The organism is Massilia sp. UBA6681, from assembly GCF_002454935.1.
GTDB classification, from domain to species: domain Bacteria; phylum Pseudomonadota; class Gammaproteobacteria; order Burkholderiales; family Burkholderiaceae_D; genus Telluria; species Telluria varians.
Genome location: NZ_DKJX01000085.1, coordinates 77,964 through 89,072, shown reverse-complemented (window position 1 = coordinate 89,072; position 11,109 = coordinate 77,964). Strand labels below are relative to the sequence as shown.

At 66.3% G+C, this 11,109-nt stretch carries 14 protein-coding genes; 9 read left to right on the top strand and 5 right to left on the bottom strand.

Going from position 1 to position 11,109, the window contains the following annotated elements:
- The first annotated feature begins 702 nt into the window (after positions 1-702).
- Genes fdx through B2R83_RS15300 form a run of 5 tightly spaced genes read left to right on the top strand, consistent with a single transcriptional unit; the run spans position 703 to position 3,907 of the window.
- A complete protein-coding gene (fdx, locus tag B2R83_RS15320) occupies positions 703-1,044 on the top strand; it encodes an ISC system 2Fe-2S type ferredoxin (protein ID WP_027867671.1) in 342 nt (113 codons plus the stop codon).
- 24 nt (positions 1,045-1,068) lie between these two features.
- Positions 1,069-1,263 carry a Fe-S cluster assembly protein IscX gene (gene iscX / locus B2R83_RS15315; protein WP_292042953.1) on the top strand — a complete coding sequence of 65 codons (195 nt, stop codon included), beginning with the start codon at positions 1,069-1,071 and terminating at the stop codon, positions 1,261-1,263.
- Positions 1,250-2,122, top strand: coding sequence for a class I SAM-dependent methyltransferase (locus tag B2R83_RS15310; protein WP_209585941.1), 873 nt, complete (start codon positions 1,250-1,252; stop codon positions 2,120-2,122). The genes iscX and B2R83_RS15310 overlap by 14 nt, the downstream gene beginning before the upstream one ends.
- 7 nt (positions 2,123-2,129) lie before the next feature.
- Complete coding sequence (ltaE, locus tag B2R83_RS15305) at positions 2,130-3,167, top strand: low-specificity L-threonine aldolase (RefSeq protein ID WP_292042952.1); 1,038 nt, start codon at positions 2,130-2,132, stop codon at positions 3,165-3,167.
- Entirely contained in the window at positions 3,164-3,907 is a 744-nt protein-coding gene (locus B2R83_RS15300; RefSeq protein ID WP_292042951.1) for an rRNA pseudouridine synthase, read from the top strand. The genes ltaE and B2R83_RS15300 overlap by 4 nt, the downstream gene beginning before the upstream one ends.
- Here the strand turns inward: B2R83_RS15300 and B2R83_RS15295 are convergent.
- From B2R83_RS15295 to B2R83_RS15275, 5 genes are all read right to left on the bottom strand, one after another.
- Positions 3,904-4,872 (bottom strand): SDR family oxidoreductase, encoded by a 969-nt coding sequence (locus B2R83_RS15295; protein WP_292042950.1) that lies wholly within the window; start codon positions 4,870-4,872, stop codon positions 3,904-3,906. The genes B2R83_RS15300 and B2R83_RS15295 overlap by 4 nt on opposite strands.
- 96 nt (positions 4,873-4,968) lie before the next feature.
- A complete protein-coding gene (locus B2R83_RS15290; protein ID WP_292042948.1) occupies positions 4,969-5,499 on the bottom strand; it encodes an RDD family protein in 531 nt (176 codons plus the stop codon).
- Positions 5,468-6,247 (bottom strand): DUF3106 domain-containing protein, encoded by a 780-nt coding sequence (locus B2R83_RS15285; RefSeq protein ID WP_292042947.1) that lies wholly within the window; start codon positions 6,245-6,247, stop codon positions 5,468-5,470. The genes B2R83_RS15290 and B2R83_RS15285 overlap by 32 nt, the downstream gene beginning before the upstream one ends.
- A complete protein-coding gene (locus B2R83_RS15280) occupies positions 6,244-6,645 on the bottom strand; it encodes a DUF3619 family protein (RefSeq protein ID WP_292042945.1) in 402 nt (133 codons plus the stop codon). Before B2R83_RS15280 ends, B2R83_RS15285 begins: the two co-directional genes overlap by 4 nt.
- Complete coding sequence (locus B2R83_RS15275; protein WP_027867680.1) at positions 6,642-7,211, bottom strand: RNA polymerase sigma factor; 570 nt, start codon at positions 7,209-7,211, stop codon at positions 6,642-6,644. Before B2R83_RS15275 ends, B2R83_RS15280 begins: the two co-directional genes overlap by 4 nt.
- Positions 7,212-7,428: 217 nt before the next feature.
- Here B2R83_RS15275 and B2R83_RS15270 point away from each other — a divergent pair, with 217 nt between their 5' ends.
- From B2R83_RS15270 to B2R83_RS15255, 4 genes are read left to right on the top strand one after another with little or no spacing between them, the layout of a single operon-like run.
- Complete coding sequence (locus tag B2R83_RS15270; RefSeq protein WP_292042944.1) at positions 7,429-8,304, top strand: TauD/TfdA dioxygenase family protein; 876 nt, start codon at positions 7,429-7,431, stop codon at positions 8,302-8,304.
- Between the two features lie 13 nt (positions 8,305-8,317).
- Complete coding sequence (locus B2R83_RS15265; protein WP_209585951.1) at positions 8,318-9,322, top strand: ABC transporter substrate-binding protein; 1,005 nt, start codon at positions 8,318-8,320, stop codon at positions 9,320-9,322.
- A 1-nt stretch (position 9,323) separates the two neighbouring features.
- Positions 9,324-10,163 (top strand): ABC transporter ATP-binding protein, encoded by an 840-nt coding sequence (locus B2R83_RS15260; protein WP_292042942.1) that lies wholly within the window; start codon positions 9,324-9,326, stop codon positions 10,161-10,163.
- Complete coding sequence (locus B2R83_RS15255; protein ID WP_292042935.1) at positions 10,156-11,007, top strand: ABC transporter permease; 852 nt, start codon at positions 10,156-10,158, stop codon at positions 11,005-11,007. Before B2R83_RS15260 ends, B2R83_RS15255 begins: the two co-directional genes overlap by 8 nt.
- Positions 11,008-11,109 lie beyond the last annotated feature (102 nt).

Genomic DNA, 11,109 nt, shown 5'->3' with positions numbered 1-11,109 from the left:
CGACGGGTCTGGTGCCCGAAGTGGACGCCGCTCTCGAGGAGCTGGCGCATGGTGACGACGGCCATGCCGAGGTCTCCTTCTCGTTCGTTCCGGTTCATCGCCCCGCCGCGGGAATGCGGGTGGAGCGCCTGGTGCCCCGGTCGTCACCACCGCCCCGGGACGGAGCGGACCTCGGCGACGTACCCCGGCTGGCGCATCGACCCAGGGAGGGTGCGAGGCGGGCCGGCATGGGACACGCGAATTCCACCGCCGCCCTGCCCTGCCGTCTCGAGACACTGCTCGAAACCCGAGACGCGACGCGACTCGGAGTCCTGACGAGGCACATGACACAGCGGTGGTACCCCCCATCCTAGTGGCCGCGGTCGGGAGGATGCGAATCCGCTCCCTCGCCGCGACGTGGGAGGCCGGCCACGCCGACACCCAGCCCCTCGCGCCGGGGGGGGGGGGGGGGGCGGGGGGGGGGGGGGGGTTGCTGTTGGCGGGGGGGGGGGGGGCGTTTCTAAAAAAAAAAAAAAAAAAAAGGGGGGGGGGGGGGTTGGGACCTTTTTTTAGGGGGGGGGGGGGGGGCCCCCCCCCCCCCGCGTTCAGCTCCGGCATGATTTGCGACGACGCTTCCGATAATTGAACGCGTGGGGTAAATCGGGCCAGTGGCCCGATTTACGAGACGCCCACCCTACGAAAAACACACACGAGATTATTAAAATGCCACAAATCGTCATCCTCCCCCACCCAGTCTTCTGCCCTGACGGCGCCGTGCTGGAATCCCCGGCCGGCAAGTCGATCTGCGACGTCCTGCTGGAAAACGACATCGAGATCGAACACGCCTGCGACCGCGTCTGCGCCTGCACCACCTGCCACGTGATCGTGCGCGAAGGCTTCGACTCGCTGAACGAACAGGAAGAAAAAGAAGAAGACATGCTCGACAAGGCCTGGGGCCTGGAGCCGAATTCGCGCCTGTCCTGCCAGGCCATCGTCGCCGAGGAAGACCTGGTCGTGGAGATCCCGAAGTACACGATCAACCACGCCGCAGAGAAGAGTCACTGAGAAAGCCACTGAACGGAGGCTGCCATGAAGTGGACTGAGGTCTCGGCCATTGCCGAGGCGTTGTACGAGAAGTACCCCGAGGTCGACCCCGTCACCGTGCGCTTCGTCGACCTGCACAACTGGGTCGTCGCCCTCGAAGGCTTCGACGACGACCGTGCGCGCGGCGGGGAACGCGTACTGGAAGCCATTCAGGCGGCATGGATCGATGAAGCACGCTAAGCAAACCAACCACATCCCGGCGGCGCTGCCGCCGGAAGTCCGTCCCGGCCAGTCGGTCGAGCTGCTGAAGGAACTCCACATCCTCACGCGCGACGGCAAGCTGAACCAGGACAGCCGCCGCAAGCTCAAGCAGGTCTACCACCTGTACAACTTCATCGAGCCCTTGCTGAAGAGCGTGCTCGAGGAGAAGCAAAGCGTCTCCCTGGTCGACCACGGCGCCGGCAAGTCCTACCTCGGCTTCATCCTGTACGACCTGTTCTTCAAGGGACTCGAAGCGGGCTCGCACATCTACGGCATCGAGACCCGCGACGAGCTGGTAAGCAAATCGACCGAGCTGGCCGCGCGCCTGGGCTTCACGGGCATGTCCTTCCTGCCGCTGTCGGTGGCGGAATCGACAACGTCCAGCCAACTGCCGCCCACCATCGACATCGTCACCGCACTGCATGCCTGTAACACGGCGACCGACGACGCCATCGACTTCGCCCTCAAGAAGAAGGCCAGGCACATGGTGCTGGTGCCGTGCTGCCAGGCCGAAGTGGCGAGCGTGCTGCGCAAGAACAAGGGCAAGGACCTGGGCCGCAGCGCGCTGACCGAGATCTGGCGCCACCCGATCCACACCCGCGAGTTCGGCAGCCAGATCACCAATGTCATGCGCTGCCTGCAGCTGGAAGCGCACGGCTACCAGGTGACCGTGACCGAGCTGGTGGGCTGGGAGCACTCGATGAAGAATGAACTCATCGTCGCTACCTACAAGAACCTGCCGCGCCGCCGGCCGTCCGAACGCCTTCAGGAAGTGATGGCCGAACTGGGGCTCGACGAAATGAAGCAGCGCTTTTATACACCTGTCACAGCAGACTGAGAACGAGATGAGCGACACCAACCAGAACTGGATCGACCTGCGCAGCGACACCGTCACCCAGCCCTCAAGGGCGATGCGCGCCGCGATGGCGGCGGCCGAGGTCGGCGACGACGTGTACGCCGACGACCCCTCGGTCAACCGCCTGCAGGAGTATGCGGCCGAGCTGTTCGGCTTTGAAGCCGGCATGTTCGCCCCCTCGGGCACCCAGACCAACCTGATCGCGCTGATGACCCACTGCGGCCGCGGCGACGAGTACCTGGTCGGCCAGGAAGCGCACACCTACAAGTACGAAGGCGGCGGCGCCGCGGTGCTGGGCTCGATCCAGCCGCAGCCGATCGTCAACCAGCCGGACGGCTCGATCCTGCTGTCGGACATCGAGGCCTACATCAAGCCCGACGACATGCACTTCGCCCGTACCCGCCTGCTGGCGCTGGAAAACACCATCGGCGGCCGCGTGCTGCCGCAGGACTACGTGAAAGCTGCCACCGATCTCGCGCATAGCCGCGGCCTGGCCACCCACCTCGACGGCGCCCGCATCGCCAACGCGGCGGTGAAGCAGGGCATCAGCCTGCGCGAGGTGGTGCAAGGCTTCGATACCGTCTCGGTCTGCCTGTCGAAGGGCCTGGGCGCGCCGGTCGGCTCCGTGCTGCTGGGGCCGAAGGCCTTCATCGAGCAGGGCAAGCGCTGGCGCAAGATGCTGGGCGGCGGCATGCGCCAGGCCGGCGTGCTGGCGGCAGCGGCGCAGTACGCGCTGGAGCACAACGTGCAGCGCCTGCTTGATGACCACGACAACGCCGCCGCGCTGGCGCAGGGCCTGGCGCAGATCGAACAGCTGAACGTGGGCACCCCGCAGACCAACATCTTCTGGCTCGACATGCCGGCGGCCGCCTGCGAACCGCTGCGCCAGTACCTGGCGCGTGCGCAGATCCGCGCCTCGATCGGTCCGCGTACCCGTCTGGTGACGCACCTGGACGTGAGCGCTGCGGACGTGGCCCGCACCGTCGAGGTGTTCCAGGCCTTCTTCGCCGACTGGCGCAGCCAATGAGCGACAAGATGAGCGAGGAGGGCATCCGCCTGGCCAAGCGCGTCGCCGCGCAGCTCGGCTGCTCGCGCGCCGAGGCGGAGCGCTACATCGCCGGCGGCGGCGTCAAGGTAGACGGCGCCGTCGTCGAAGATCCCGCCAGCCGGGTCCTGCCTTCGCAGGATGTGCGCCTGCTGCCGGGTGCATCGAGCGAAGAAGCGCCGCCGGTCACCATCCTGCTGCACAAGCCGGCCGGCTTGAATTCCGGTGTCGGCGCCCGTGGCGAACCGGCCCTGGGCTGCCTGCTGCCGGAATCCCTGGCGCAGGGACACGGCCAGCCGCGCTTCCTCAAGCGCCACCTGCACAAGCTCACCCTGACTTCGCCGCTGGAGACGGATGCGAGCGGGCTGGTGGTCTATACGCAGGACTTCCGGGTGGCGCGCAAGCTGGTGGACGATGCCGCGCGCGTCGAGCAGGAATACATCGTCGACGTCGCCGGATCGATCAAGGAAGGCGGACTGGCGCTGCTGAACCACGGCTTGAACTTCAACGGCAAGCCGCTGGCGCCGATGAAGGTGAGCTGGCAGAGCGAGCACCGGCTGCGCTTCGCACTGAAGGACGTGCGCCCGGGCTTGATCGACCACATGTGCCGCGAAGTGGGCCTGGAGATCGTCGAGATGCGCCGCATCCGCATCGGGCGCGTGCCGATGGCCGGCCTGCAGGCCGGACAGTGGCGCTACCTGCTCGACTACGAGCGCTTCTAGCCTCCGCGGCGCCGCAATAGCTGCACGCCGACGGCGGCAAGGAGCGCCGCGGCCCCGAGCGCCAGCGCCTTGTTGCCTGTCTGCTGCGGCCGGCGTTCCCCGCTGTGGATCCCGCTGGCGCCATGCTGCGGCGCATACAGCGTCCCCACCGTATCCGGCGCGCGCTCCCCGCGCTTCGCCCACCCATCCAGGAAGCGGTTCATGCCGGCAGCGAGCAGGTTGGGCGCGAGCGCATTGCTCAGCCTGAACAGGGAGGCCGGTGCGCCGACGGCGGTCGAGTCGCGCGGATGCCGCGCCAGGTCGACGATGGCCGCGGCGACCTTTTCAGGCGTGAGCGCGCCGGGCGGGATGGACAGCCTGGCGCCGGTGTAATTGGCCGCGTGGCGCATGCCCGGCGTGTCCACGAAAGTAGGATACACGTCGCAGACGCGGATGCGCGGCCGCTTGACCAGCTCCGCGCGCAGGGCTTCGCTGAAGCCGCGCAGGCCATATTTACTGGCCGCGTAGGCCGCGGCGTAGGGCGAGGCGACGAAGCCGCCGGCCGAGATCATGTTGACCCAGATGCCGTGGTCCTGCTCGAGGAAGATCGGCACGACGGCATGGGCGTCGTTCATGTGGGTGAGGAGGTTGGTCTCGATGATGCGCCGGTGGTCGCTCATCGGCACCTCGGCATACTTGCCGACCACGCCGGCGCCGATGTTGCTGAACCACAGGTCGATCCGGCCCAGGATCGCACGCGCCCGCTGCGCGAAGGCCGCGACCGCGTCGGCATCGATCGCATCCACGACCAGGGTCTCGGCGCTGCCGCCGGCCTGCCGGCAGCGCCGGGCGATGTCGTCGAGCCCCTCCTTGCCGCGCGCGCCCAGCACCAGCTGCGCGCCCTCGCGGGCAAAAGCGAGGGCCGTGGCGGCGCCGATACCGCTCGATGCGCCCATGATGACGACGCGCATGTTCGAAAGCTTCATGGTCCACCTTTCTGGAAAGACGAGATGTGAAGCTGTCGATTATTCCGCTGTTTGGATTCTTGCCGCGTTCGAATGCCGCAAGGCAAGCAAGCTGTCCTAGCGCTTGACCTTCGGCAGGGCGATCAGCCGGGTGCCGGCCAGTCGGTCGTGCAGGAACTGGCGGTCCTTGTCGAACAGCGCCGTCATCGCCCAGGCCGCAACCCCGACCAGCAGGGCGATCGCGATCTGCCCCTTGCCGTGCAGCCCGAAGGCCCAGCACACCAGCAGGGCCGGCAGGAACCAGCCCCAGGCCAGCAGGAAGCGCAGGGCGGCCGTCCCGAAGGGCAGTTTGTGATGGCCCAGCTTGACGACCTTGATGCGCCAGGTCTTCATGGCCAGCGTGTTGCCGGTGTTAATCCAGGACCACATGAAGTAGGCGGCCGTCACCAGGAACAGCCAGGCCTTCATGCCTTCCTTGGCCACCGGATGCTGGCTGTTCAGCGTCACCAGCATGTAGAAGGCGATCGCCAGCATCTCGACCGAGAACAGGAGCAGCGCTTCGTACAGCATCACGGTCACGCGGCGCAGGATGGTCGGGGTAGCGACCGGCGCCGGCTTAGTTGCTGGCGGTGCCGATGTTGCTTGCATTGCTTGCATTGTTTGCACTCGGAGCGGTTGGGGCAGCGGGTGAGGGTGCGACAGGCGCCTGCGCCGGTGCGGCGGCGGGCGGCGTCGGCGTCACGGTGGCCGGCGCCGTCGCGGTGCCCGTTGCCACCGCAGGCGCCGTCGGCGGCATGATGCAGGAGGTGCCGCGGCGCGTGGCGCCCGGTGGGCAGCTGGTCGGCGTGTCGATGATCGGCGAATGCGGTAGCGAGGGCACGCCCTGCGGCTTGTTGCCCGAGCGCGCCAGCCGGCGCTTTTCTTCCTCGGACAGCTGCTTGTAGCTTTCCCAGGTCGCCGCCTTCTTGCCGGGGTCGAGCTTGCGGGTCTTGCTGAAGTTTTCGCGCGCCAGGTTGCGCTGGGCCGGGGTCAGGCGCATCCACTGGCGCATGCGCTCGTGCACGCGTGCCTGCTCGTCCGGGCTCATCGAGGCGAAGCGGGCCGACAGTTCGAGCCAGCGGCGCTTGCGGACGCCGTCCATGGCGTCCCATTCGGGCTGCAGGGGCTGGAGCGCGGTGCGTTGGCTGCGCGTCAGTTCGCGCCAGAGCGGTCTGTCGAGGGTCTTGGCAGGCGGCTTGGCGCCGGCGGCGACCGTCGGGGGATTGCCTGCGCCGCGCGCGGCCGGCGCCGTCGATTCGGATTTGTTGTAGACCGCCCAGGTCGCGGCCCCGGCAATCAAGACCGCTGCCGCAGTTGCAACAACGGCGATGCGGGGCTTCGGCGCGGTTTTCGTCATTGCTGGCGCTGTTGCGACTCCACGTAGGCGTTGAAACCTTGGTCGAGGTAGGCGGTCAGCGGCAGCTCGTCGGCGAGCACGGCGGCGTCGACCTCGGCCAGGGCGGCCAGGCGCTGCTGCTGCTCGTACTGGTAGACGCCGCCCATGCCGATGACCAGCGCCAGCATCGGCGCCGCGACGGCAAAGCGCGCCAGGGCCGGGCCGCTAAACAGGCCCTTGAGGTCGAACAGCGGACGCGGGGCGGCCTGGACCTGGCGCGACGCGTCGGGCTTCTTGCGCGACAAGGCGCGCGCGCGCGCGACGGCCAGCCGGTCGGTCGTCGAGGCCGGCAGCGCGTCGAGGTTCTCGGTCAGGGCATGGCGTATCTTGTACGCGAGGTTGATGTCGTCCGTGTTCATAGCTTGATTCCCTTGGCCTTGAGCGCCTCGGCGAGGGCGTGGGTGGCGCGCGAGCAGTGCGTCTTGACGCTTCCCTCGGAGCAACCCATCGCTTCGGCCGTCTCTGCCACGTCCATGTCCTGCCAGTAACGCATGAGGAAGGCTTCCCGTTGACGCGGTGGGAGCTTTTCTACCGCTTCTTCGATGATGCGCAGCGTTTGTGTGCGCTCATACTGGTCGGCGCTCGACTCCGCAGCGGCCGTTCCTTCCTCCGCTTCATAGGAAGAAAGTATATCAAATTCTTCATCGTCCCCATCCTGCCGGCTGAAGCCGGAGAACAGGCTGACCCAGGTGTTCCGGACCTTTTCGCGGCGGAAGTAATCGAGGATGGTCGTCTGCAGGATGCGCTGGAACAGCATCGGCAGCTCGGCGGCCGGCTTGTCGCCGTATTTCTCGGCCAGCTTGATCATCGCATCCTGCACGATGTCGAGCGCCGATTCGTCCTTGCGAACCGCATATACCGCCTGCTTGAACGCACGCCGTTCGACATTCTCGAGGAAGTCGTTGAGTTCTTTGTCTGTGGCCATGCGTGCTTGAAAGGGCGTTTGGTGCGAATGCCGTAAGGAAAACTATCGAATCCTAGCAAAAAACCATGTTCAACGCATCGAAATCGCGCAGTGCCCACTTATTGTGCAGGCCCCCTCGATGACAAAAACTGCATGAAGTTAGTCGAAATGATTCGTTGTTGGGCCTGTCGTGCGTGGCTATTCTGGAATCAGGTTCACTCAACATTACTGGTTCATCATGCCGCTCGACTCGACCCGCCAAGATTTCGACATCCGCCCCTTCGTCAACCAGCCGCTCGGCGCGGAAGTGCTCGGCCTCGACCTTGCCCGCCCGCTCAGCATCGACGACTTCGACCGCCTCTACCTTGCCCACCTCGAGCACCACGTGCTGGTGTTCCGCGACCAGACCTTCACCCCGCAGCAGCAGGTGGAGTTCAGCCGCCGCTTCGGCCGCCTGCAGATCCACGTGCTGCGCCAGTTCGCACTCAGCGGGCACCCGGAAGTCATGGTGATCTCGAACATCCGCGAGAACGGCCAGCCGATCGGCCTGGGCGACGCCGGCCATTTCTGGCACTCGGACCTGTCGTACAAGGAAGTGCCGAGCCTGGGTTCGATGCTGCATGCGCAGGAGCTGCCCTCGGAGGGCGGCGACACCCTGTTCGCCAACCAGCACGCCGCCTACGACGCGCTGCCGGGCAAGCTCAAGCGCGAGATCGCCGGCCTGCGCGCCGAGCACAGCTACCTGGCCAAGTACGAGGAGCTGCGCCAGCGCAACCCCTGGCGCCCGAAGCTGACCCAGGAGCAGATCGATGAAGTGGTGCCGGCCGTGCACCCGGTGGTGCGCACCCATCCGGAGACGGCGCGCCGCGCCCTGTTCGTCAGCGAGCATTTCACCACCCGCATCCTCGACCTCCCGGAAGCGCGCAGCCGCGAGCTGCTGGGCGGGCTGTTCGAGCACAGCACCCGGCCGGAATTCGTCTACCGCCACCAGTGGAAACCCAAGGACATGGTGTTCTGGGACAACCGCTCCGTGATGCACCTGGCCACGCCTTTCCCGCAAGACCAGCACCGCAAGCTGTACCGCACCACCATCGAGGGCGATGTCCCGTTCTGAACCAAGGAAAACCATGTTACTGAAGATGAAACTCGTGGCCGCGGCCGCCGCGCTGGCCCTGGGCGCGTCCTCGACGGCGCAGGCCGAAGGCAAGATCCGCATCGCCGAGCAGTTCGGCATCGTCTACATGCTGCTGAACGTGGCCCAGGACCAGAAGCTGATCGAGAAGCACGGCAAGAAGCAGGGCGTCGATATCGACGTCGACTGGGTCAAGCTGTCGGGCGGATCGGCGGTCAACGATGCGCTGCTCTCGGGCTCCATCGACGTGGCCGGCGCCGGCCTCGGGCCGCTGTTTACCATCTGGGACCGCACCAGCGGGCGTCAGAACGTGCGCGCCGTCGCCTCGCTCGGCAACTTCCCGTACTATCTGGTGAGCACCAACCCGGCGGTGAAGACCATCGCCGACTTCAGCCAGAAGGACCGGATCGCGCTGCCGGCCGTCACCGTGTCGGTGCAGGCGCGCATCCTGCAGATGGCCGCCGCCAAGCAGTGGGGCAAGGCCGAATTCAAGAAGCTCGACCCGATCACCCAGACCGTGCCGCACCCGGATGCCGCGGCCGCCATCATCGCCGGCAAGACGGAATTGAACGCCCACTTCGGCAACCCGCCCTTCCAGGACCAGGAACTGGCCGGCAATCCGCAGGCGCACGTCGTGCTGAATTCCTACGACGTGCTCGGCGGGCCGAGCTCGGCCACCGTGCTGTATGCGACCGAAAAGTACGTCAAGGAGAACCCGAAGACCTACCGCGCCTTCATCGATGCGCTGGTGGAGGCGGCGCAGCTGGCTTCCAGCAACCCGGAAGCGGCGGCCGACGCCTACCTGCGCGTCAACAAGGGCAACATCGACCGCGCGCTGCTGCTCAAGGTGATCAAGAATCCGCAGGTGCAGTTCAAAGTGGCGCCGCAGAATACGCTCGGCCTTGCCCAGTTCCTGCACGAGGTCGGCGCCATCAAGTCCAGGCCGGCGAGCTGGCGCGACTACTTCTTCGTGCACCCGGCGCTGGATAAAGGGAGCTGACATGAGCCCACTGAACCTGGTCCCGCCGCCCGAACCCTTGCTGCGCGCCGAGCACGTTACGCTCGAATACCGGGGCGAACGCGGCATCGTGCGCGCTACCGAGAACGTCAGCTTCGACGTATACCGGGGCGATCGGTTCGTGCTGCTGGGGCCTTCGGGCTGCGGCAAGTCGACCCTGCTGAAGGCGGTGGGCGGCTTCATCGCGCCGCAGGCGGGCAGCCTCACGTTGGCAGGCAAGGCGATCACCAAGCCCGGGCCGGACCGTATCGTCGTGTTCCAGGAGTTCGACCAGCTGCCGCCCTGGAAGACGGTGCGCGAGAACGTGATGTTCCCGATGCTCGCCAATGGCGTCAAGCGCAAGGAAGCAGACCTTCGGGCCCGCCACTGGCTCGGCAAGGTCGGGCTGGCGCGCTTTACCGATGCCTATCCGCACACGCTGTCGGGCGGGATGAAGGCGCGCGTGGCGATCGCGCGGGCGCTGGCGATGCAGCCGGCCATCCTGCTGATGGACGAGCCTTTTGCGGCGCTCGATGCGCTCACGCGCCGGACCATGCAGGAAGAGCTGCAGGCGCTGTGGGACGAGATCGGCTTCACGATGCTGTTCGTGACGCACTCGATCGAAGAGGCGCTGGTGGTGGGTAATCGCATCCTGCTGCTGTCGCCGCACCCGGGGCGGGTGAGGGCGGAATTGAACAGTCATCAGTTCAGTCTGGCCAGCGCGGGGAGCAGCGAGTTCCAGGCGGCGACGCAGCGGATTCATGGTTTGTTATTCGGCGCGCAGGAGCCGGTTGAACGCGCGGAAGGCAGAGCCGTCCACCCTACGGAGGTCGTCCATGGTTAATCCGCCGATCCGGCCTGAATACGTGCTGGAAGCCACGGCGCCGACGGTTTTTGACCAATCGGTAAAACTTTCGCTGCCGGACCTCGGCTGGCTGCGCAAACTCGGCATGCTGCTGGTCATCGCCCTGATCTGGGAAGCCCTGGCGCGCTGGTTCGACAACGACCTGCTGCTGCCTGGCGCCATCCAGGCGGGTAAAGCCTTCGCGGCGGGCCTGGCCTCGGGCGAACTGTGGGGCTATGTGAGCGTCTCGCTGCGGGTGCTGACCCAGGGCTTCACCCTGGGCGTCTTTGGCGCCTTCCTGCTGACCTGGCTCGCGGTGTCGAGCAAGGTCGGGCGCGAGCTGATCGATACGCTGGCTTCGATGTTCAATCCGCTGCCGGCGATCGCGCTGCTGCCCCTCGCCTTGCTGTGGTTCGGCCTGGGCAAGGGCAGCCTCTTGATGGTGCTGGTCCATTCCGTACTGTGGCCGCTGACCCTGAGCGCCACCGCCGGGTTTCGCTCGGTGCCGGACACGCTGCGCATGGCTGGCCGTAACTACGGCCTGGGCGGCTTGCGCATGGTGCTGCAGATCCTGATCCCGGCCGCGCTGCCCGCCATCCTGTCGGGACTGAAAATCGGCTGGGCTTTTGCATGGCGCACCCTGATCGCCGCCGAGCTGGTGTTCGGCAGCACCTCGGGGCAGGGCGGACTGGGCTGGTATATCTTCCAGAGCCGCAACGAACTCTTCACCGACAAGGTCTTCGCCGGCCTGGCCGCCGTCATCCTCATCGGCCTGGCTGTAGAACACCTCGTGTTCCAAACCCTCGAACGGGTGACTGTGCGACGCTGGGGCATGCAGCGGTAAAACCATCCGCATCGCACCATCCAGGTGCACCATTCTGGTCGAGCAAAAATAATCACGCTTTTGGCTTGACCAAAATGGTGCAACGCAGTAATGTGTTTGAAC